Source organism: Streptomyces coerulescens (assembly GCF_042657965.1).
Lineage (GTDB): Bacteria > Actinomycetota > Actinomycetes > Streptomycetales > Streptomycetaceae > Streptomyces > Streptomyces coerulescens.
Window position 1 is genome coordinate 474,443 of sequence record NZ_JBHSKM010000019.1, and the last position, 21,522, is coordinate 495,964.

Here is a 21,522-nt window from a genome sequence, read left to right on the forward strand (position 1 = left end):
ACTTCGCCGATCACTATTCACTCAGTACATGTACTCAGTGCATAATGATCCGCATGAGCACCCGTCACATCCTGCTGGGCCTGCTCGCCACGGGGCGGAGCCATGGCTACGACCTCAAGCGACGCCACGACGAACGCTTCCCGCAGGCCCGTCCACTGGCCTACGGGCAGGTCTACACGACCTTGCAGCGGCTGGTCCGCGACGGACTCGCCGAGGTCGACGGCACCGACTCGGACGGCGGGCCGGAGCGGACGACGTACCGCTCGACGGACGACGGATCGCGCGAACTGGCCCGGTGGGCGGGCGAGATCGCACCGCCGGCACCGTTCGTGACGAACGAGATCTTCGCCAAGGTCGTCGTCTCGATCCTGTCCGGCGGCGACCCGGAGGCCTATCTACGGGCCCAGCGCGCCGCCCATATGACACGGATGCGGGAGCTCACGGCGCTCAAGACCGCGCCCGGCGCCGACCTCGCGTCGGTGCTCTCGGCGGACTACGCCCTCAACCACCTCGACGCCGACCTCCGTTGGATGACGACCACGGCGGCCCGGCTCACCACCCTGACCGCGGAGGTCGACTCAGCATGAGCAACGAAGGGGACGGCGCGGCGCCGCTTCTGGCGGCCCGTGACCTCGTCAAGGCGCACGGCAGGACCGAGGCCCTGCGCGGCGCCACGGTCGAACTGCGGCCCGGCGAGATCCTCGCCGTCACCGGCGCCAGCGGCAGCGGTAAGTCCACGCTGCTGCACTGCCTGGCCGGCATCGTCCGCCCGGACTCCGGCTCGGTGGCATACGGCGGCGAGCGGCTCGACCGGCTGCCCGAGCGGCGGCTGAGCGAGCTGCGGCGTACCGAGTTCGGGGTGGTCTTCCAGTTCGGGCAGCTGATCCCGGAGCTGACGGCGCTGGACAACGTGGCGCTGCCGCTGCTGCTCGGCGGCGCCCGGCGGCAGGAGGCGCAGACGAGTGCCGGTGAGTGGCTGGAGCGGTTCGGGGTGCGCGGGCAGGAGGAGTTGCGGCCCGGCGAGATGAGCGGCGGCCAGGCCCAGCGGGTGGCCCTGGCCCGGGCCCTGGTCACCGGTCCGAGGGTCGTCTTCGCGGACGAGCCGACCGGGGCGCTGGACTCCCTGGCGAGCGAGCAGGTGATGTCGGCCCTCACGCACACGGCCCGCGAGTCGGGCACGGCGGTGCTGCTGATCACCCACGACGCCCAGGTGGCGGCGTACGCGGACCGCGAGGTCCGGCTGGCGGACGGCGCGGTGCTGCCGCTGGAGGTGGGGGTATGAGAGCCGATCTGCGGCTGGCCTGGCTGCTCACCCGGGGATCGGACCGGCGGGAGTGGTGGCGGGTGGGACTCACCGCGGTCGGGGCGGCGCTGGCGACCGGCATCGGGCTCGCCTTCGCGACGATCGCCTCGATGATGGGGGACCGTTACACGGTGTCGGTCGGCTCCGGACTCCTCGACAACCCCAGTGACCGCCAGGGCGTGCTCATCACGCTGCTGATGCTGCTGGTGCCCGTGCTCGGGTTCCTCGGGCAGTGCGCCCGCGTGGGGGCCGTGCACCGCGACCGGCGTCTCGCCGCGCTGCGGCTCGCGGGCGCCACGCCCACACAGGTGCGGCGGATCGCGGCGCTGGAGGCCGGGCTGGCCTGTCTGGCCGGCTCGGCCCTGGCCACGGCGGCCGCCGTCCCCCTCCTGCTGCACCTGTGGCAGCACCCCGAGCCCCTGGCGTGGGTCGGTATCGCCCTCGTCGCCGTGGCCGTCCCGGTGCTGGGTGCGGCCGTGAGCGCACTGTCGCTGCGGCGGGTGGTGGCCTCGCCTCTGGGCTGGGTACGGCGGGTGCGTCCGACGCGGGCTCCGGGGAAGGTGTTCGGGGCCTTGACGGTGCTTGTGGTGACGGCGGCCGCCTACGTCGGTCTGAACGCCTACCGCGGCAGCCGGCCGGGCGTCCCCATCGGCCCGCTGACGGTGTTCGGCGTGTGTCTGCTGCTCGGCGTCGCGGCCATCTGGCTGGCGGGCTGGTCGTCGCGGCGCCTGGGCACCGCTCTCGCCGCCCGCGCCCAGCGCCCCGCGCTGCTGATCGCGGCGGAGCGCCTGCGGGAGGACCCCTGGGCGGCGGCCCGTACCCATGCCGCGGTACTGCTGTTGACGGTCGTCGGTACGGCGTTCGCCGGCATCCGCGCGGTACTGCTGCACATCGTGAACGGCCCCACCCACCTGTCGGAGAACAACGCGTACTACACCACCGGCCTCAACCTGTCCGGCGGAGCGATCCTGGTCGCGCTGGCGCTGACGCTGTCGGCCCTGGCCGTCGGCACGGCCGAGTCGTTGGCCTCCAGGCGCCGGGGACTGGCCGCGCAGGCCGCGGCCGGCGTGCCCCGGGCCGTGCTGGCGAGGGCGCTGCTGCTGGAGAGCGCGCTGCCGCTCGCCCCGGCGGTGCTGCTCGCGGGCGCCGGCGGCACGGCGATCTATGTCGGCTGGACCAAGCTGATCGACGACGCCGTCGGATCCGTACCGCTGCTGCCGGTCCTGGTCCCGGTGGCCGTGTACGCCGCCTGTCTGCTGGCCGCGGCCATGTCACTGCCGTTGCTGCGGCGGTCGGTACGGCCGGCGGAGCTGCGGTACGTGTGAGCCGCCGTACAGCCTGCCCTCGGTGTGACGGCACACCCGGGCAGGCGTCCGGCCCCGAGGGCACGGGGGACCCTCGGGGCCGGTGGCACACGCGCCGTCCGTCCAGGTATGCGAAGGCCCGGATCGTCAGGCGGAAATGCCGTCGATCCGGGCCATGGCGTCGTCCGCGCCGAACGGCTGCAAGTACGGCAGCCAGCGCGGGTCCCTATGCCCGGTGCCGATGATGCGCCAGGCGAGGCCGGTGGGTGGAGCGGGTTTGTGGCGCAGCCGCCAGCCGATCTCGAAGAGGTGTCGGTCGGCCTTCACGTGGTTGCAGCGGCGGCACGACGCCACCACGTTGTCCCAGACGTGCTTGCCCCCGCGGCTGCGCGGAATGACATGGTCGACGCTGGTTGCGACGCCACCGCAGTACATGCACCGGCCCCCGTCGCGCGCGAAGAGCGCCCGGCGGGTAAGAGGAACGGGCCCCCGATAGGGAACCCGGACGAATCGCTTGAGCCGGACCACGCTGGGTGCGGGGACTGTGACGGTTGCGCTGTGCATAAAGGCGCCGGACTCCTCGAGGCATACGGCCTTGTTCTCGAGGACGAGGACGAGCGCGCGGCGGAGCGGTACGACGCCGAGTGGCTCGTACGACGCGTTGAGGACCAGGACATGCGGCACGGATGCCTCCTTGGGCGTCGGCGGCGCGTGGCTCGCGCCGGGACGATCTGTAGTCAGTCTCCCCTCTTGCCTGGTGAAAGCGCCACCATGTCCCGGTAACGGGCTGGGAGTGTTTTCGACCACATCTCATTCATCCCCCGGACGATGAACGGTTCATCCCACCAGTTCATCCCCGGGAGGGCACGTTTCCTCCCTCGAACATGGCGACGATCCACACACGATGCCCCGATAGTGTGGTGGGCCTGCCCCGCCGGTGACCTTTTCGTGACCTTGATCGACCTTGACCGCCGACCGGTGGGGCGGGCCGCTGCACTGGAGGTACCTGCCGTGTCCTTGTCCGCCGTTCCCCTGGCCGCCGGTTCGTCGCCGTCCCCGACGCCCTCGGAGTCGACGACCCCGGCGGTCCCCTCGATCCAGGACGCCCACGAAAGCGCGACCCAGGCCGCGAGCTGGGTCGAGCAGAACTGGTCGACCTGGCTCGCGATAGGTCTGAAGGTCCTGCTGATCCTGGTGATCGCGGCGGTGCTGAGAGTGGCGATCCGGCGGGCGATCACCAAGCTCATAGACCGGATGAACCGGACCGCGCAGGCGGTGGACGGCACGGCCCTGGGCGGCCTGCTGGTCAATGTCGAGCGGCGCCGCCAGCGCTCGCAGGCGATCGGCTCGGTGCTGCGTTCGGTGGCCAGCTTCCTGATCATGGGCACCGCTGCGCTGATGATCCTCTCCACCTTCGACATCAACCTGGCCCCGCTGCTGGCGTCCGCCGGTGTCGCGGGCGTGGCGATCGGTTTCGGCGCCCGCAACCTGGTCACCGACTTCCTCTCCGGCGTCTTCATGATCCTGGAGGACCAGTACGGCGTCGGAGACTCGATCGACGCGGGTGTGGCCTCCGGCGAGGTCATCGAGGTCGGCCTGCGCGTGACGAAGCTGCGCGGCGACAACGGCGAGATCTGGTACGTCCGCAACGGCGAGGTCAAGCGCATCGGCAACCTCTCGCAGGGCTGGTCGACGGCGGGCGTGGACGTCACCGTCCGTTCCTCGGAGGACCTGGACAAGGTCCGGGAGGTCATCGGCGCGGTCGGCGAGCGGATGAGCAAGGAAGAGCCCTGGAACGAGCTGCTGTGGGGCCCGATCGAGGTGCTCGGCCTGGACAGCGTGCTGCTGGACTCGATGGTGGTCCGCGTCTCGGCGAAGACCATGCCGGGCAAGGCCCTGACGGTGGAGCGCGAACTGCGCTGGCGTATCAAGCGCGCCTTCGACGCCGCCGACATCCCGATCGTCGGCCGTACCCCGCTCATGGTCGAGGAGGACATCGCCGCGGACCCGACGGCGGGCATGGCGGCCCCCTCGGCCTACGCCAGCACCACCTCGCCCCAGTCCCAGGCGGCCACCCCGCTGACGCCGCCGAGCGTGACGAAGTAGAAGTAGGCGGGACGCGGCAGAGGGGCTCCGGGCATCGCCGGGAGCCCCCCTTTTCTACGCGTTTTCGGCGCGCTTTCCGCGCGCGCCGAGCCCCGTCCCCGCCTCCGCGGCGGCGTACATCCGCCGGTTGTACGGCCCGGCCCCTCGGTTGTTTGATCCGTGCGCGTCCGGCTGGCTTGGATGACCCGGACCGGCGGGCGGTCGTGGGTGAGCGGGGTGGTGGGCTGTGTCGGGCGGGCGGTCCTTGGGGCGGCGGTTCGCGTGGCTGTGGGCGGCCTACGCGGTCAGTTCTCTGGGCACGTGGCTGGCGTTCGACGCGTTCTCGTTGATCGCGGTCGTCGTGCTGCACGCCGGAACGACCGAGGTGTCGCTGCTGGCCGCCTCGGGGCTCGCGGTCGGGGCGGCGCTGGCGGTGCCGCTCGGGGCGTGGGTGGAGTTCCGGCCGAAGCGGCCGGTGCTGGTCGCGGCGGATCTGATCCGGTGCGCGGCGCTGCTGAGTCTGCCCGTCGCGTTCGCACTGGACGCGCTCGGTCTCGGGCAGCTGCTGCTGGTGTCGGTGGCGGTGGCCGCGGCGGACATCACGTTCAACGCGGCGAGCGGGGCGTACCTGAAGTCGCTCGTGCCGGCGGAGGACCTGCTCGTGGCGAACGGCCGCTTCGAGGCCACGATGTGGACGGCCACGGCGCTCGGCCCACCGCTGGGCGGCGCGGCCTTCGGGATGCTCGGCCCGATGGCGACGGTGCTGGCGAACGCGGTCAGCTTCCTTCTCTCGGCACTCGGCATCCGCGCGATCGGGGGTAAGGAAGGGCAACAATCCCGCGGGGAAAGCCAGGTGCCCTGTAAGGAACAGCAACAATCCCGCCCTGACGCCCCCTCAGGCCCCCGGCCGCGCGACCTGCGGGCTGGCTGGCGGCATCTCCTCACCCAACCCGCCCTGCGCCCACTGTTCCTCAACACCGTCCTGGTCAACTCCCTGATCATGGCGTCGGCCCCGCTGCTCGCCGTCCTGATGCTCGGCCGGCTCGGCTTCGCCCCCTGGCAGTACGGCCTCGCCTTCGCCGTGCCGTGTCTGGGCGGCCTGCTGGGCTCCCGGCTGTCGCGGCGGCTGACCGTCCGCCATGGCCGGCACCGGATCCTGCTCGCCGCCGGCACCCTGCGTGCCTGCTGGCCCCTCGGTCTGGCCTTCGTCGGCCCGGGCGCCCCCGGTCTCGTCCTCGTCATGGCCGTCGAGTTCGGCCTGATCACCTGCGCGGGCGTCTTCAACCCGGTGCTCGCCACCACCCGCCTGGATCTGACCCCACCGGACCGCGTCACCCGCACTCTCGCCGCGTGGTCGATCAGCACCAAGACGGCGACCGCGGCGACAACGGCGCTGTGGGGATGGCTGGCCACCCTGACCGGCCCGCGTACGGCGATCGCTCTCGCCGGCGCCCTGTTGCTGGCGACACCGCTTCTGCTCCCATGGCATGAGCACGCACGGCGGGTCGGCGCCCTCAGATAACGACTCTGTTGCCTGCCGGACCTCCTCTCTTGACGCCGACTTCCCGCCGGGCTTACGTTCCTCCGCAGCGGATAGGAAACTTTCCTAACAGTGACCTTGGATGGACTTCCGTCGTAGATCACTGAGAAGCTGGTCAGCCGAGAGGCAGGTGTCGACACCATGGCAGGAACCGCCGGTACGCCGGGCACCCCACGCGTGCTGCGCGCCATGAACGACCGTGCCGCCCTGGATCTCCTCCTGGAGCACGGGCCACTGTCCCGGACACGGATCGGCAAGCTCACCGGCCTGTCCAAGCCGACCGCCTCCCAGCTGCTGGCCCGCCTGGAGGCCGCCGGCCTCGTCCTGGCGACCGGCACGACGGAGGGCCGCCCCGGCCCCAACGCCCAGTTGTACGAGGTCAACCCGACCGCCGCGTACGCCGCCGGGCTCGACGTCACCCCCGAACGCATCCTCGCCGCCGTCTCCGACATCACGGGCCGCACCGTCGGGTCGTACGAACTGCCCACCCCCGGCAGGCGCCTGGCCCAGCCCGTGGTCCGGCTGGTCACCGACGCGCTCGACGGCGCGGTGAAGGCGGCGGGACTGGCCCGCGACGACGTCCACCGGCTCGTCATCGGCACACCCGGCGCCTTCGACCCCAACACGGGCCGGCTGCGCTACGCCTCCCACCTCCCCGGCTGGCACACCCCCGCGCTCCTGGACGAACTCGCCGCGGCCCTGCCGATGCCGGTCGAGTACGAGAACGACGTCAACCTCGTGGCGGTGGCCGAGCAGCGGCTCGGCGCGGCCCGCGGCCACGAGGACTTCGTGCTGCTGTGGAACGAGGGCGGTCTCGGTGCCGCCCTGGTCCTCGGCGGCCGACTGCACCGCGGCTGGACCGGCGGCGCGGGCGAGGTGGGTTTCCTGCCGGTTCCCGGCACACCTCTGGTCCGGCAGGTGACCAAAGCCAACAGTGGTGGCTACCAGGAGCTGGCCGGCTCCCAGGCCATCCCCCGGCTCGCACGCGAGATCGGCATGTCGTCCATCCCGTCGACGCCGTACGCCGAGGCCGCCGCCACCCTCGTCGAGCGGGCCGCAGGCGAGGACACCGTCCTCAACCGGCTGCTGCTCCAGACCTACGCGACCCGGCTGGCCACCGGCTTGGCCTCCCTGGTCTCCGTCCTCGACCCCGAACTTGTCGTCCTCAGCGGCGCCTCCCTGACCGCCGGCGGCGAGGTGCTGCGCGCCCTGGTCCAGTCCGAGCTGGAGGAACTGGCCGCGTCCCGGCCCCGGCTCGTCGTCGGCGACGTACGTGAACACCCCGTGCTGCGGGGCGCGTTGGAGAGCGCGCTGGCGACGACACGCGACGAGGTCTTCAACACCTCACGCTGAGCACCCACCCCCCTTCGGCTCACCACCCCGACTTCGGCTCACCACCCGAACCCACCTCTCGCCTCACCCCACGCCTTCCCTTCACCCACCCCGTCCCGCCCCTGGGAGACCTCGCCATGCCCGGAAAGTCCTGGAAAGTCATACCGTCGGCGTCCCGCAAGACCGCCGCCGCGCTCGCCGCCTCCGCCTCCCTGGCCCTGCTCGCCACAGCCTGTACGGGCTCGTCGGAGTCCGGTGCCGACGACGACCCCAACGCCAAGACGACGATCACCTTCTGGCACGGCTGGAGCGCGCCCGCCGAGGTCAAGGCGATCCAGGCGAACGTCGACGCGTTCGAGAAGGCCCACCCGAACATCACGGTGAAGGTCGTCGGCAACATCAACGACGACAAGCTCAACCAGGCGCTGCGCGCGGGCGGTTCGAGCGGTCCCGACGTGGTGTCGTCGTTCACGACCTCCAACGTCGGCAAGTTCTGTTCCTCCGGCTCCTTCCTCGACCTGAAGCCCTTCATCGAGAAGTCGAAACTGGACCTCGACAAGATCGTCCCGAAGCCGATGCTGGACTACACCCAGTTCGAGGGCACCCGCTGCGCCCTGCCGCTGCTGGGCGACGCCTACGGCCTCTACTACAACAAGGACGCCTTCGACAAGGCGGGCATCAAGTCCCCGCCGAAGACCTGGTCGGAGTTCGCGCAGGTCGCCAAGAAGCTGACCGTCAGCAAGGGCGACAGTTACCAGCAGCTCGGCTTCATGCCGACCTACCACGGCTACGAGACGGTCGTGGACCACTACATGTCGCAGTGGGACCACGCCTACTTCGACAAGAGCGGTAAGTCCAACATCGCCAAGGACCCGGCCTTCGCGGAGATGTTCACGTACCAGAAGAAGCTGATCGACGACCTCGGCGGCTTCGCGAAGCTGGAGAAGTACCGCAACACCTTCGGTGACGAGTGGGGCGCCAAGCATCCGTTCCAGACCGGCCAGGTGGCCATGCAGCTCGACGGCGAGTGGCGGCTAGGCATGGCGCAGGACGCCGGCGTCGACTTCGAGATCGGCACCGCCCCGATGCCCGTCGCCGACGACGAGGCCGACGAGTACGGCAAGGGCTTCCTCTCCGGCACGATCATCGGCATCGCCCCGCAGAGCGAGAAGCAGAACGCCGCCTGGGAGTTGGTGAAGTACCTGACCACCGACACGCAGGCCGTCGTCTCCTTCGCCAACGCCATTCACAACGTGCCCTCCACGTTCGAGGCGCTGAAGTCCCCCGACCTGAAGGTGGACCCCGGTTTCAAGACGTTCCTGGACATCGCCCAGAACCCGCACTCGAACACGCCGCCTGCCTCCGTCAACGGCTCCACGTACCAGACGACGCTGCAGGACTTCGGCTACCAGTACGAGTCCGGCAAGGTGAAGGACCTCAAGGCCGGCCTGGAGAAGACCGCGAAGCAGATCGACACCGACATCGAGCAGGCGAAGTAGCGCCGGCGATGTCCACGCACACTCTCCGCGCGAAGCGCCGCAGGTCGGCGCTTCGGACGGTGGCCTTCCTGTCACCGTGGCTCATCGGATTCGGCGTCTTCTTCGCCTACCCGCTGGTGTCGACCGTGTACTTCTCCTTCATGAAGTACGACGGCTTCGGCACACCGGCCTTCCGCGGCCTGGGCAACTGGGCCTACGTCTTCAACGACTACCCGATGTTCTGGCCGGCGCTGCGCAACACGCTCTGGCTGGTGCTGGTGATGGTGACCTGCCGGGTGGTGTTCGGCCTCGGCATCGGCCTGCTGATCACGAAGATCAAGACGGGCACAGGCGTCTTCCGCACCCTGTTCTACCTCCCCTACCTGGCCCCGCCGGTCGCCGCGACCCTGGCCTTCGTCTTCCTCCTCAACCCCGGCACCGGCCCGGTGAATTCGGTCCTGGACGGCCTGGGCCTGCCGACCCCCGGCTGGTTCACGGACCCCGCCTGGTCCAAGCCGGCCCTCACCGCGCTCGCGCTGTGGGGCGTGGGCGACCTCATGGTCATCTTCATGGCCGCGCTGCTCGACGTGCCGAAGGAGCAGTACGAGGCCGCGGAACTGGACGGTACGTCGGCCTGGCAGCGGTTCCGCTACGTCACCCTGCCGAACATCTCACCGATCGTGATGTTCGCGGTCGTCACGGGCGTGATCCAGACGATGCAGTACTACACCCAGCCCCTGGTGGCCGGAAAGGTCGCCTCCGGCATCATCGGCGGCTCCGGCCAGCAGTTCGAGCCGGGCTACCCCGACAAGTCGACCCTCACCCTCCCCCAGCTCGTCTACAACCTCGGCTTCCAGCGCTTCGACTACGGCTCGGCCTGTGTGGTCGCACTCGTGTTGTTCGCCCTCGCCATGGCGTTCACCGCGCTGCTGATGCGGCGCCGGGGCGGACTGATCCAGGCAGGTGACTGACCATGACCCAAGTACTGGACAAGCCGGTTCAGTTGGGAAACCCGACAGTCGCCGAGCGCACGGCGCGCCGCAAAGCACTCCTGGAATGGATAGCGATCCACTCCCTCGGTATCGCGGCCGCGCTGTTCTTCACCCTGCCCTTCGTGTTCGTCGTCCTGACCTCGCTGATGAGCGACCAGCAGGCACTCACCCGCGACCTGGTCCCGGACACCTGGGAATGGAGCAACTACACCAAGGTCTTCGACACCCCCGGCTTCCTGACCTGGTGGAAGAACACGCTGCTCTACGCGGGCCTGGGCACGGTCCTCACGGTCGTCTCCTCCATCCCCGTGGCCTACGCGCTCGCCAAGTTCCGCTTCCGTGGCCGGAACCTGTCCCTGATGCTGGTCATCTCGATGATGATGCTGCCGCCGCAGGTGATCATCATCCCGATGTATCTGTTCTGGGCGAAGCAACTGGACCTCTCGGGCACCCTCTGGCCGCTGATCATCCCCATGGCGTTCGGAGACGCGTTCTCGATCTTCCTCCTGCGCCAGTTCCTCACCACGATCCCGAACGAGTACCTGGACGCGGCGAAGGTGGACGGCTGCGGCGAACTGCGCACGCTCCTTCGGGTCGTCCTCCCCATGGCGAAGCCGGGCATAGCCGCGGTGGCCCTCTTCCAGTTCTTCTACGCGTGGAACGACTACTTCGGCCCCCAGATCTACGCGTCCGAGAACCCGGGCGCATGGACCCTGTCCTACGGCCTGGAGTCGTTCAAGGGCGCCCACCACACCGACTGGAACCTCACGATGGCCGCGACCGTACTGGTCATGGCCCCCGTGATCCTCGTTTTCTTCTTCGCCCAGAAGGCGTTCGTAGAGGGCGTCACGCTCACCGGAGTAAAGGGTTGATACACGTATGAAACTCACCGTGGTCGGCGGAGGTTCGACCTACACCCCCGAACTCATCGACGGCTTCGCCCGTCTGCGGGACACCCTCCCCATCGAGGAACTGGTCCTGATGGACCCGGCGACGGACCGCCTCGAACTGGTCGGCGGCCTGGCCCGCCGTATCTTCACACGCCAGGCCCACAACGGCAGGATCACCACGACCACGGACCTGGACGCGGCGGTGGAGGGCGCCGACGCGGTCCTCCTCCAACTCCGCGTCGGCGGCCAGGCGGCCCGTGAACAGGACGAGACCTGGCCCCTGGAGTGCGGCTGCGTCGGCCAGGAGACGACGGGCGCCGGCGGCCTGGCGAAGGCCCTGCGCACGGTCCCGATCGTCCTCGACATCGCCGACCGCGTCCGCCGCGCCAACCCCACCGCCTGGATCATCGACTTCACCAACCCGGTCGGCATCGTGACCCGGGCCCTGCTCCAGGAGGGCCACAAGGCGGTCGGCCTGTGCAACGTGGCGATCGGTTTCCAGCGGAAGTTCGCCGCCATGCTGGGCGTGGCCCCCGCCGACATCCACCTCGACCACGTGGGCCTCAACCACCTCACCTGGGAGACGGGGGTGCGCCTGGGCGGCCCCGAGGGCGAGAACGTCCTGCCGAAGCTGCTGGCCGACCACGGCGACCCGATCGCCGCGGACCTGCGGCTGCCGCGCGTACTGCTGGACCGCCTGGGCGTCGTCCCGTCGTACTACCTGCGTTACTACTACGCACACGACGAGGTGGTCCGCGAACTGCGCACCAAGCCGTCCCGCGCCGCCGAAGTGGCCGAAATGGAAAGAAAGCTGCTGGAGCTCTACGCCGACCCGGCCCTGGACGAGAAGCCGGAGCTGCTGGCCGAGCGAGGCGGCGCGTACTACTCCGAGGCGGCGGTCGACCTGGCGGCGGCGCTGCTGAACGGTGCGGGCAGCCCGTACCAGGTGGTGAACACGTACAACAGGGGCACACTCCCGTTCCTCCCGGACGACGCGGTGATCGAGGTGCAGGCGGCGGTGGGACGCAAGGGCGCCGTCCCTCTCGCGGTCCCGCGCCCGGACCCCCTGTACGCGGGTCTGATGGCCCAGGTGACGGAGTACGAGGACCTGGCCCTGGAGACGGCCCTGCGCGGCGGCCGCGACCGAGTCTTCAAGGCTCTTCTCTCCCACCCGCTCATCGGCCAGTACGAGTACGCGGAGAAGCTGACCGACCAACTCATCGCACACAACCGGGAGCACCTCGCGTGGGCATGACCGCACGTGTCCTCGCCGTCGACGCGGGCAACAGCAAGACCGACGTGGCGGTGGTGGCGGCCGACGGAAGCGTCCTCGCCACCGCCCGCGCGGGCGGCTTCCGACCCCCGGCCGTGGGCGTGGAGCAGGCGATGGACACGCTCGCCGAGGCAGTGGAGGAGGCGTTCTCCGCCGCGGGTGTGACGGCCGCCGACCATGTCTCGGCCTGCCTGGCGAACGCCGACTTCCCGGTGGAGGAGGAGACCCTGGCGGCCGCGCTGCACGCACGCGCGTGGGGCACGACGGTCGAGGTCCGCAACGACACCTTCGCCATCCTGCGGGCGGGCGTCACCGAACCCCGCGGGGTGGCCGTCGTCTGCGGCGCCGGCATCAACTGCGTCGGCATGCGCCCCGACGGCCGTACGGCCCGCTTCCCCGCGCTGGGCCGTATCTCCGGTGACTGGGGCGGCGGCTGGGGCCTGGCGGAGGAGGCCCTGTGGCACGCGGCCCGGGCGGAGGACGGCCGCGGGGCGCCCACGGACCTCGCGCACACCTTGCCCGCGCACTTCGGCCTCCCCACCATGTACGCCCTGATCGAGTCCCTGCACCTGGAGCGCATCGAGGACATCCGCCGCCACGAGCTGACCCCGGTCCTCTTCGCCACGGCCGCGTCCGGCGACCCCGTCGCCCGCTCCCTGGTGGACCGCCTGGCCGACGAGGTGGTCGCGATGGCCACGGTCGCGCTGGCCCGCCTCGACCTTCTGGAGGAGGAGACCCCGGTCCTGCTCGGCGGCAGTGTCCTGGCCGCACGCCACCCCCAACTGATCGACGCGATCCGCGACTTGCTGGCGTCCCGCGCCCCAAAGGCGGCCCCCAGCGTGGTCACGGCGAGCCCGGTGCTGGGGGCGGCCCTGCTGGGTCTCGACGCCGTAGCGGCCCCCGAGGAGGTCCATACCCACCTCCGCCGCCACTTCGAGCCGTAAGGGGCTCTACGGACGGCGGCTGCGGGTCCGTGGGGGCCGGTCGCGCAGTTCCCCGCACCCCCAGGGGGTGGCAGTCGCCCGGCGCCACGAGTCAGCCGCCGAGGGCACCCCCAACGCACTCGCGGGCACGAGGCACACCCCCGAACCCCGAACCTGGAACCGAACAGATTCCCACGACGTATTCATGGGCAGGGGGTGGTGCGGGGCATGTTTCGGGGTGCCGGGGCCCGGCGCCCGCGCTGCGATCCGATCAAGATCCAGCGAAGGCCGGTGCGGATGTCAGTCCCGGCAGCGATACTTGCCGCGACGGATGACCACGGGGGAGGTCAGCAGTGACACAGACGCCGAAGAGCAGCGCACCACCACCGGGCACCGCCCCGGCGCAAGGCGCGCCCACCATGCCGTCCATCCCCCCGCAAGCGCCCCACCCCACCCCACACTCCCCCACACCCACAACACCACCCCCGACATCGCCCACAGCACCCCGTCGCACCGCCTTCGCCGAGGGCTTCGACCAACTCCGCACCGCCGCCACCACCGAACCGGGCCGCCTGCGCATCATCGGCGCCCTGCTGGCCCTCCTCGTCGTGGCCTTCGGCTCCATCGCCGCCTGGCAGATGACCGAGCGCGCGGCCGCCGCCGACGACGTCCTCAACCGCAGCCAGCCCCTCACCTCCGACGCGGCCGACATCTACCGCTCCCTGGCGGACGCCAACACCGCAGCGGCCAGCGGCTACCTCGCCGGCCTCCAGGAGAAGCCGGCCATGCGCGAGGGCTACGAACGGGACATCCGCACGGCAGCCGCCAAACTCGTCACCGCGGCCGCCAACTCCGAGTCGGGCTCCACCTCCGCGAAGACGATCGCCGAGCTCAGCAGACTCCTCCCGGAGTACAAGGGCCTGGTGGAGACGGCACGGGCCAACAACCGCCAGGGCTTCCCCGTCGGCGGCGCCTACCTGCGCGCCGCGAACGAGATGATGCAGCAGCGGATGCTCCCGGCGGCCCAGAAGCTGCACGAGACGGAGAACCAGCGCCTGCGCGACGACTACGCGGACGCGAAGTCGTTCCCCTGGGCGGCGGCCGGTCTCGGCGTCCTCGCGCTGGCCGCCCTCATCTGGGCCCAGCGCCGCAACTACCGCCGCACGAACAGGGTCCTGAACCACGGCCTGGTCACCGCCACGGCCGCCTCCACGATCGTCCTGCTGTGGCTCGCCGTAGGACATGTCATCGCACGCTCGGGCCTCAACGACTCCTACGACCACGGCGTCCGCTCGCTGAACGTGCTGCACGAGGCCCGTATCGCCTCCCTCACGGCCCGCAGCGACGAGAACCTCACGCTGGTCCGCCGCGGCGCGGACACCAGGACGCTCGCCGACGACAAGGTCGTCGACGCCTACGAGTGGGGCTACGACCAGGAGATCGACGCACTCGGCAAGGCACTCGTCCGGGCCGAGGACCTCGCCGACGACACAGCGGGCAGGAAGCCGGTCCAGGACGCGAACGGCTTCATGAAGATCTGGAAGGACCGCCACGGCCTGGCCCGCGACGACAATGAGTCGGGCAACTACCAGGCCGCCCGCGACCGCGTCATCGGCGCCGCGAAGGAGCCGACGAGCGTGTGCTTCGACAATGTCGACAAGGCCCTGGCGACGGCGCTCACCCACGAGCAGAACGAGTTCAGGCAGGCCGCGAGCGACGGCCGTGACTCGCTGACGGGCCTGCCGACCGGTGCCGCGGTCCTCGCGGTCCTGGGCGCGGCCGGCGCGGTCCTCGGCATCGGCCGCAGGCTGTCGGAGTACCGGTGAGAGGGGGCACGACGATGAACGCACGCGGCACGAAGACCGCAGGCGACACCTCGGTCCGCCTCCGGGGCGCGGCCGGCGCATGGCGCCGTCTGCGGGCCGGCGTGCGCGGCTGGGGCGGAGTCGGCGCGATGGCCGTCGTCTGCGCCCTGGCGCTGGCCTTCGCCCTGCTGCTGCCGCTGTCCCAGCAGGGCGGACCGGACCCGGCCGGCGCAGGCCGGGGCGTCGCCCACGGCAGCCAGGTGAAGGCGGCCGAGGAGTGCGAGAACCCCGAGGACCAGTCCCTGTCGCCGTCCGGCGGCGACGGCAGGTCCCCGGTCCTCGACGCCATCAAGGACCGCAAGGACCGGCGGCTGATCGTCGGCGTCGACACCAACAGCTACCGCTGGGGCTACCTCGACCCGAACAACCCCTCCGGCGAACTGGAGGGCTTCGACATCGACCTGGTCCACCGGATCGCCGAGGACATCCTCGGCGATCGTGACGCCGTGCAGTTCAAGGCGATCCCGACCAGCCGCCGTATCGAGGCCATCCAGAAGGGCGAGGTCGACATGGTGGTGCGCACCATGACGATCAACTGCGACCGTATCGGCCAAGTCGCTTTCTCCGCCCCGTACTTCGTCACCGGCCAGCAGGTGCTTGCCCCCAAGACCTCGGCGATCACCGGGTTCGACAAGACGCTGGCCGACCGCAAGGTGTGCTCCGCGGAGGGCTCCACCGCGTACGACAACCTCGAAGCGGGCAGGAAGAACGGCGACCTTCCGGCCTCCACCGACATCAGCACCACCGTCCCCAACCAGCTCGACTGCCTGGTGAAGTTGCAGCTCGGAGACGTCGACGCGGTCGTGACGGACGGCGCGCTCGCGGCGAGTCAGGCGGCACAGGATCCGACCGTGGAACTCAAGGGCAGCCTGTTCACGGACGAGTACTACGGCGTGGCGATGAAACTGGGCTCGGACGATCTGGTACGCCAGGTCAACCGGACCCTGGAGAACTACGTCAAGGACGGTGGCTGGGAGGCGTCGTACGAGAAGTGGCTCCACCCGACCATGGATCAGGGCGACAAGAAGTCGGCGTCGGCGACCCCTCCCGATGCCGACTACAAGTAGCCGGCCGTCAACTGACGGACGACTGACGGAACACAACGCAGCGAGAGGTGATCGATGGGCGTCACGGACCCCGCCGGGCCGGTGATGGACCGGGACGAGGTGGACCGTGCGCTGGCGCGGCTCGGCGCGGAGCACGAGGCGATCGAGACCTCGCTGCTCGCCCTTCAGGACCACGCGGGCCGCAGACTTCTCGAAGGCGCCGAACTCACAGGCGTCACCGAGGAACGCTGGAGCGCCGCGGAGGCCTCGATCACACTGCTGTGGGCGTACTTCGACGCGTACACGGACGCGTTGCGCTCGGCCCGCGACATCCGCTCCCGGCGCCGCTGGTCCAGCAGGGACGACCTGGTGGAGCTGACGGAGTTGCTGCGAGGTGAGTCGGTGACCGTCGCGGGTTCGGCGGCGGCGACCGCGGCCGCCCCGACGCTGCATGGCTCCGCGAGCAAGCTCAGCGAGCAGTTCTCGCTGGTCACGCTGGTGGACCGGATGAACGAGCTGTACGCGACCTCGCTGGACATGGTGGTCGCCGCGGACGCGGTGTGGTCGGCGCTGCCGGCCCGTATCGATTTACTCGCCGCGGAGCTCCAGCGCACCCGCCGGCTCGCCCACTCCGTGGGGGTACGCCCCGGCGAGCACCCGGCGGGCGACGACCTGGAGCGCATCACGCGCACCCTCACCAACCTGCGCGCACAGGTGGTGTCCGACCCGCTCGCGTACTGGATCCGGGCGCAGGGGAGTTCGGCACCGGGCGGCGGCAGGCCGGACACCACGGTCTACGACCGTGAGGCGCGCGCCCTGGAGGACGTACGGCGTGAGATCGACGCTGTACTGACGGTCCGTCAGGATGCCGAGCAGCGGCTGGTCAAGCTGCGGGACGTGCTCTCGCGCGCGGACCGTACGCTCGCCGAGGCCCGCACCGCGCGCGGCGAGGTGTTGGCGAAGATCGCCGCCACCGAGGTGCCGGTCGTCAGCGGCCCGCCGACCGTGCTCCAGGAGCAGCTGGCGACGGCCGCGGAGTACCGCAGACAGGCCCAGTGGCACCGCCTGTCCCCGCTCCTTGAGTCCCTGGAGCAGAAGGCGGAGGACGAACTGCTGCGCGCCCGGGAGTCGTTGACCGCGGTCACCGCGCCCCTGGCGGTCCGCGCGGAGCTGCGCGGCCGCCTCGACGCGTACAAGGCGAAGGTCGCCCGGCACGGCCTCGCGGAGGACCCGTTCCTCATCGAGCGCTACGACGCGGCCCGCCGCATGCTGTGGAGCGCCCCCTGCGACCTGCGGGTCGCCGAACAGGCGGTGCTGCGCTACCAGCACGCGGCGGCCGACCTGCTCGGCGGCGGCCGGGTACCGGGGCCGCGCGGGCCGGAGGATCGCGGGGGATCATGAGAGACAGGGGGGAGTCGTCGTCATGAGTCAGGCACAGCGCAGCTGTCAGCGGCCGGACTGCGGCGGGACGTACGAGGACGTGGGCGGCGGCGAGCTGTACTGCGACACCTGCGGCCTCGCCCCGGTCGTGTCGGCGTCCGGCATGGTCGGTTCGCCGGCCACCGGGATGACCGGCGGCAAGGGCGCGCGCGGCTCGGCGGGCAGCGGCAGCTCCCGCTCCACCGGCCGCGGCAGCTCCCGTACGTCGTCGCAGTCGTCGAAGTCCCGGCGCTCGGTGTCGGGACGGCTGTCGCGCGCGCTGTCGGGCCGTTCCACGGGCCGCTCGGTGTCGGTGCGCAGCTCGGGTTCGTCCACCGGCTCCAGCGGGCGCGGCCGGCTCGGCGTCGGTCTGGTCCAGGTCCCGGACGTGCCGCGGCCCGATCCGCGCGCGATGGTGCTTGAGAACCCGGAGGTGCCCGAGCGCAAGCGGTTCTGCTCGCGTTCGGACTGCGGCGCGCCCGTCGGCCGGGCCCGCGGGGAGCGCCCGGGGCGCACGGAGGGCTTCTGCACGAAGTGCGGGCACCCGTATTCGTTCGTGCCGAAGCTGAAGTCGGGCGACATCGTGCACGGCCAGTACGAGGTCGTGGGCTGTCTGGCGCACGGCGGTCTCGGCTGGATATATCTCGCCGTGGACCGCGCGGTCTCCGACCGCTGGGTGGTGCTCAAGGGTCTGCTGGACACCGGCGACCAGGACGCGATGGCGGCGGCGATCTCCGAGCGGCGTTTCCTGGCGGAGATCGAGCACGCCAACATCGTGCGGATCTACAACTTCGTCGAGCACCTCGACCAGCGCACCGGCTCCCTGGACGGCTACATCGTCATGGAGTACGTCGGCGGCAAGTCCCTGAAGGAGATCGCCAACGCCCGCCGCACGGAGACGGGCCGGCGCGATCCGCTGCCCGTGGAGCAGGCGTGCGCGTACGGCATCGAGGCCCTGGAGGCGCTCGGCCATCTGCACACCCGCAACCTGCTGTACTGCGACTTCAAGGTCGACAACGCCATCCAGACCGAGGATCAGCTGAAGCTGATCGACATGGGCGCGGTGCGCAGGATGGACGACGACGAGTCGGCCATCTACGGCACGGTGGGCTACCAGGCGCCGGAGGTGGCGGAGGTCGGCCCGTCGGTCGCCTCCGACCTGTACACGGTCGCGCGCACCCTGGCCGTGCTGTCCTTCGACTTCCAGGGCTACACGAACGTCTACGTCGACTCGCTGCCCGACCCCGACCACATCGAGGTCTTCCGCCAGTACGAGTCCTTCTACCGCCTCCTGGTCCGCGCCACCGACCCCGACCCGGCCCGCCGCTTCGCCTCCGCGCAGGAGATGACGGAGCAGCTGACGGGCGTGCTGCGCGAGGTCGTGTCCCTGCAGACGGGGCGCGCGAGGCCGTCGCTGTCGACGCTGTTCGGGCCCGAAGTGCGGGTCACGGACACGGAGTTGTTCCCGAAGCTGGACGGTGAGGTCTCGCGGCTGGGGGCACGCGTGGCGCCCGCTGGCAAGGAGCTCACGGCGGGCAACGGGCAGCCCGGCGGTGCCGCCGGTTCCCCCGGCATCGTCAAGCCCGTCAGCGCCTCCGTCGCGGCGCTCGCCCTGCCCGTCCCGCGGGTCGACCCGTCCGATCCCAACGCCGGTTTCCTCGCGGGTCTGATGACGACCGCGGCGGCCGAGCTGCTGGGCGCCCTCGCCGCAGCGCCCGCGCCGTCGACCGAGACCCGGCTGCGGCAGGTGCGGGCCTGGCTGGAGAACGGCGACACCGGCACGGCGCACGAGACGCTGCTGAAGCTGGAGGACGAACGGCCCGACGACTGGCGGGTGGTCTGGTACCGCGGGGTGGCCGCGCTCGTCACCGGCGACCACGAGGGCGCCGCGCTCGCCTTCGACGCGATCTACGACGCCTTCCCCGGCGAGCCCGCCCCCAAGCTGGCCCTCGGCCTGTGCGCGGAGGTGCTGGGTCAGCTGGACAACGCCGCCGAGTACTACCGCCTAGTGTGGTCGACCGACCCCAGCTATGTCAGCGCCGCCTTCGGTCTCGCCCGTGTCCAGCTGGCGACCGGTGACCGGCGCAGCGCCGTGCGGACCCTGGAGTCGGTGCCGGAGAGCTCCATCCACTACACCGCCGCACGCGTGGCGTCCGTCCGCGCCCGGCTGCGTCAACGCACGGCGGTCGCCTCCGACGTACCGTTCCTGGACGACCTGACCGCCGCCGCGGGGCAGGTCGAGGCGCTCGACGCGTACGGCCTTGACCCGGCGCGCCGGGAGCAGTTGTCGACGGAAGTCCTCGGCTGCGCCCTGGACTGGATACTCTCCGGGGGCCAGGGTTCCGCCCCTGGCGCCGCCGGAGGACGGACGCTGCTCGGCAGCGGCCTGGACGAGCGGGGACTGCGTTTCGGTCTGGAGCGTTCGTACCGCATGCTGGCCCGTCTCGCGCGGGGCGGCGAGGAGAGGATCGACCTGGTGGAACGTGCCAACCGTTACCGCCCCCGGACGTGGGTGTAGTTGATGTCGCAGATGCCCCAGTTGTCCGCCTGCCCGAGCTGCGAATGGCCGCTCGAGTCGGGTGACCGTTTCTGCGGTGCGTGTGGATACGACCTGTCCACCGTGCCCGTACGGCCGGACGACCACCCCACCATCGCCCTGAACGGCTCGGCGCCGGGTGCGCCCGGCGCGGACTGGCCCGTGGCCGCCGCACCGGAGGGCCCCGTCGTCCCGGCGCCCGCGCATCTGCCGGCGGAACCGACGGGCACTGCCCCGGGCGGCCCCGAACTGCCCCCGGGCACTCCCCCGCCCCCGCAGGCTCCGCCGCCGCCCCGACCGGCGCCGCCGGTGGCGAGCGCTCCCGAGGTGCCGCCGGGGCACCCCGGTATCCCGGCCCCGGCCGGACCGGTCGGCCCCCCGCCGCCACCGGCGGCCGCCCCCGCGGCTGCCCCCGCCGCCGCTCCCGCCCCGACCGGCTCCCCCGTGTCCCCGGCCTCCGGTGTGCGGTTCGACCGTCCGCCGGAGCCCGACGACTACCCGTTGCAGGCGCCCGACCCGCGGGTCTCGGCCGACCTGCCGACCCCGCCGGAGGGCACCAAGGTGTGCGTGGCGTGCCGCGCGGGCCGTGTCGACCACGACGGCTACTGCGAGAACTGCGGGCACGCGCAGCCGCGCGAGCGCGACCACATGGAGCAGGACGCGGGCCCCGTCGCCGCCGTCAGCGACCGGGGTCTGCGCCACCACCGCAACGAGGACGCCTTCGCCGTCGGCTGCACCGCGCTGCCCGACGGCCGGCCCGCGGTCGTCGCGATCGTCTGCGACGGCGTGTCCTCGGCGACCCGCCCGGACGACGCCTCGATGGCCGCGTCCCGGGCCGCGAGCGAGTCGGTGCTGGCCGCCCTGCCGCGCGGCACCCACCCGCAGCAGGCCATGCACGACGCGATCATCGCCGCCTCGAACGCGGTCAACGCGCTGGCCGCCGAACCCGCCACGGCCCGTGAGCAGGCCCCGCACCAGAACGCGCCCGCCTGCACATTCGTCGGCTCCGTGGTGACGCCCGAGCTGCTGATCGTCGGCTGGGTCGGCGACAGCCGCGCCTACTGGATCCCGGTGGACCGCAGCACTCCCCCGGCCCGGCTCACCGAGGACGACTCCTGGGCCGCGCAGATGGTCGCCGCGGGCCTGATGAACGAGGCCGAGGCGTACGCAGACGAGCGCGCCCACGCGATCACCGGCTGGCTCGGCGCGGACGCCTACGAACTGGAGCCGCACACCGCGTCCTTCAAGCCGGACCGGCCGGGTGTGGTGGTGGTGTGCACGGACGGTCTGTGGAACTACGCGGAGGCAGCCGAGGACATGGCCGACGTCGTACCCCTCGACGCCGCCGCCCGCCCCCTGCACAGCGCCCAGGTGCTCGTCGGTCACGCGCTCGACGGTGGGGGCCACGACAACGTAACAGTGGCCGTCCTGCCGTTCCCGGCACCCCCGATGGGGGCAGGATCGGCCTGAGGCCCTGCCGCGGGGGACGGCCTCATCGGACCGGAGGGGACCGGTCCGTCGGCAGCCACGGCCCCA

The 21,522-nt window shown here is 71.3% G+C and carries 17 protein-coding genes; 16 read left to right on the plus strand and 1 reads right to left on the minus strand.

The features are described from left to right. Positions 1-53: 53 nt before the first annotated feature. Genes ACFPQ9_RS25165 through ACFPQ9_RS25175 form a run of 3 tightly spaced genes read left to right on the plus strand, consistent with a single transcriptional unit; the run spans position 54 to position 2,628 of the window. Entirely contained in the window at positions 54-587 is a 534-nt protein-coding gene (locus ACFPQ9_RS25165; protein WP_380857413.1) for a PadR family transcriptional regulator, read from the plus strand. After that, a complete protein-coding gene (locus ACFPQ9_RS25170) occupies positions 584-1,282 on the plus strand; it encodes an ABC transporter ATP-binding protein (RefSeq protein ID WP_380857416.1) in 699 nt (232 codons plus the stop codon). The genes ACFPQ9_RS25165 and ACFPQ9_RS25170 overlap by 4 nt, the downstream gene beginning before the upstream one ends. Beyond that, the gene (locus tag ACFPQ9_RS25175; RefSeq protein ID WP_380857419.1) at positions 1,279-2,628 is read left to right on the plus strand and encodes an FtsX-like permease family protein; all 1,350 of its coding nucleotides are present in this window, start codon (positions 1,279-1,281) and stop codon (positions 2,626-2,628) included. The genes ACFPQ9_RS25170 and ACFPQ9_RS25175 overlap by 4 nt, the downstream gene beginning before the upstream one ends. Positions 2,629-2,754: 126 nt before the next feature. On the opposite strand, the gene ACFPQ9_RS25180 is transcribed toward ACFPQ9_RS25175, so the two are convergent. Further along, complete coding sequence (locus tag ACFPQ9_RS25180) at positions 2,755-3,291, minus strand: HNH endonuclease (protein WP_016435120.1); 537 nt, start codon at positions 3,289-3,291, stop codon at positions 2,755-2,757. Positions 3,292-3,618: 327 nt separating this feature from the next. Here ACFPQ9_RS25180 and ACFPQ9_RS25185 point away from each other — a divergent pair, with 327 nt between their 5' ends. From ACFPQ9_RS25185 to ACFPQ9_RS25245, 13 genes are all read left to right on the plus strand, one after another. Continuing rightward, the gene (locus ACFPQ9_RS25185; protein ID WP_380857423.1) at positions 3,619-4,713 is read left to right on the plus strand and encodes a mechanosensitive ion channel family protein; all 1,095 of its coding nucleotides are present in this window, start codon (positions 3,619-3,621) and stop codon (positions 4,711-4,713) included. A gap of 226 nt (positions 4,714-4,939) precedes the next feature. Further along, positions 4,940-6,214 (plus strand): MFS transporter, encoded by a 1,275-nt coding sequence (locus ACFPQ9_RS25190; protein WP_380857426.1) that lies wholly within the window; start codon positions 4,940-4,942, stop codon positions 6,212-6,214. A gap of 159 nt (positions 6,215-6,373) precedes the next feature. Next, the gene (locus ACFPQ9_RS25195) at positions 6,374-7,585 is read left to right on the plus strand and encodes an ROK family transcriptional regulator (RefSeq protein WP_380857429.1); all 1,212 of its coding nucleotides are present in this window, start codon (positions 6,374-6,376) and stop codon (positions 7,583-7,585) included. 116 nt (positions 7,586-7,701) lie between these two features. After that, the gene (locus ACFPQ9_RS25200) at positions 7,702-9,063 is read left to right on the plus strand and encodes an ABC transporter substrate-binding protein (protein ID WP_380857432.1); all 1,362 of its coding nucleotides are present in this window, start codon (positions 7,702-7,704) and stop codon (positions 9,061-9,063) included. A gap of 8 nt (positions 9,064-9,071) precedes the next feature. Beyond that, complete coding sequence (locus ACFPQ9_RS25205) at positions 9,072-10,013, plus strand: carbohydrate ABC transporter permease (protein ID WP_380857435.1); 942 nt, start codon at positions 9,072-9,074, stop codon at positions 10,011-10,013. 2 nt (positions 10,014-10,015) lie between these two features. Then, a complete protein-coding gene (locus ACFPQ9_RS25210) occupies positions 10,016-10,906 on the plus strand; it encodes a carbohydrate ABC transporter permease (RefSeq protein WP_380857438.1) in 891 nt (296 codons plus the stop codon). Positions 10,907-10,913: 7 nt separating this feature from the next. Further along, positions 10,914-12,179, plus strand: coding sequence for a 6-phospho-beta-glucosidase (locus ACFPQ9_RS25215; RefSeq protein ID WP_380857441.1), 1,266 nt, complete (start codon positions 10,914-10,916; stop codon positions 12,177-12,179). Next, on the plus strand, positions 12,170-13,141 hold the full coding sequence (locus ACFPQ9_RS25220; protein WP_380857444.1) for an N-acetylglucosamine kinase: 972 nt from the start codon (positions 12,170-12,172) through the stop codon (positions 13,139-13,141). Before ACFPQ9_RS25215 ends, ACFPQ9_RS25220 begins: the two co-directional genes overlap by 10 nt. Before the next feature lie 332 nt (positions 13,142-13,473). Beyond that, on the plus strand, positions 13,474-14,946 hold the full coding sequence (locus tag ACFPQ9_RS25225) for a hypothetical protein (RefSeq protein WP_380857447.1): 1,473 nt from the start codon (positions 13,474-13,476) through the stop codon (positions 14,944-14,946). A gap of 14 nt (positions 14,947-14,960) precedes the next feature. Continuing rightward, positions 14,961-16,052 carry a glutamate ABC transporter substrate-binding protein gene (locus ACFPQ9_RS25230; protein WP_380857450.1) on the plus strand — a complete coding sequence of 364 codons (1,092 nt, stop codon included), beginning with the start codon at positions 14,961-14,963 and terminating at the stop codon, positions 16,050-16,052. Between the two features lie 54 nt (positions 16,053-16,106). Then, entirely contained in the window at positions 16,107-17,432 is a 1,326-nt protein-coding gene (locus tag ACFPQ9_RS25235) for a coiled-coil domain-containing protein (protein WP_380857453.1), read from the plus strand. Between the two features lie 22 nt (positions 17,433-17,454). After that, positions 17,455-19,968 (plus strand): serine/threonine-protein kinase, encoded by a 2,514-nt coding sequence (locus ACFPQ9_RS25240; RefSeq protein WP_380857456.1) that lies wholly within the window; start codon positions 17,455-17,457, stop codon positions 19,966-19,968. Between the two features lie 3 nt (positions 19,969-19,971). Further along, a complete protein-coding gene (locus ACFPQ9_RS25245; protein ID WP_380857459.1) occupies positions 19,972-21,456 on the plus strand; it encodes a PP2C family protein-serine/threonine phosphatase in 1,485 nt (494 codons plus the stop codon). Positions 21,457-21,522: the final 66 nt, after the last annotated feature.

Coding starts and splice junctions, on each gene's coding strand:
- ACFPQ9_RS25165 (WP_380857413.1), top strand. CDS start 54: ATGAGCACCCGTCACATCCTGCTGGGCCTGCTCGCCACGGGGCGGAGC.
- ACFPQ9_RS25170 (WP_380857416.1), top strand. CDS start 584: ATGAGCAACGAAGGGGACGGCGCGGCGCCGCTTCTGGCGGCCCGTGAC.
- ACFPQ9_RS25175 (WP_380857419.1), top strand. CDS start 1,279: ATGAGAGCCGATCTGCGGCTGGCCTGGCTGCTCACCCGGGGATCGGAC.
- ACFPQ9_RS25195 (WP_380857429.1), top strand. CDS start 6,374: ATGGCAGGAACCGCCGGTACGCCGGGCACCCCACGCGTGCTGCGCGCC.
- ACFPQ9_RS25200 (WP_380857432.1), top strand. CDS start 7,702: ATGCCCGGAAAGTCCTGGAAAGTCATACCGTCGGCGTCCCGCAAGACC.
- ACFPQ9_RS25205 (WP_380857435.1), top strand. CDS start 9,072: ATGTCCACGCACACTCTCCGCGCGAAGCGCCGCAGGTCGGCGCTTCGG.
- ACFPQ9_RS25210 (WP_380857438.1), top strand. CDS start 10,016: ATGACCCAAGTACTGGACAAGCCGGTTCAGTTGGGAAACCCGACAGTC.
- ACFPQ9_RS25215 (WP_380857441.1), top strand. CDS start 10,914: ATGAAACTCACCGTGGTCGGCGGAGGTTCGACCTACACCCCCGAACTC.
- ACFPQ9_RS25230 (WP_380857450.1), top strand. CDS start 14,961: ATGAACGCACGCGGCACGAAGACCGCAGGCGACACCTCGGTCCGCCTC.
- ACFPQ9_RS25235 (WP_380857453.1), top strand. CDS start 16,107: ATGGGCGTCACGGACCCCGCCGGGCCGGTGATGGACCGGGACGAGGTG.
- ACFPQ9_RS25240 (WP_380857456.1), top strand. CDS start 17,455: ATGAGTCAGGCACAGCGCAGCTGTCAGCGGCCGGACTGCGGCGGGACG.
- ACFPQ9_RS25245 (WP_380857459.1), top strand. CDS start 19,972: ATGTCGCAGATGCCCCAGTTGTCCGCCTGCCCGAGCTGCGAATGGCCG.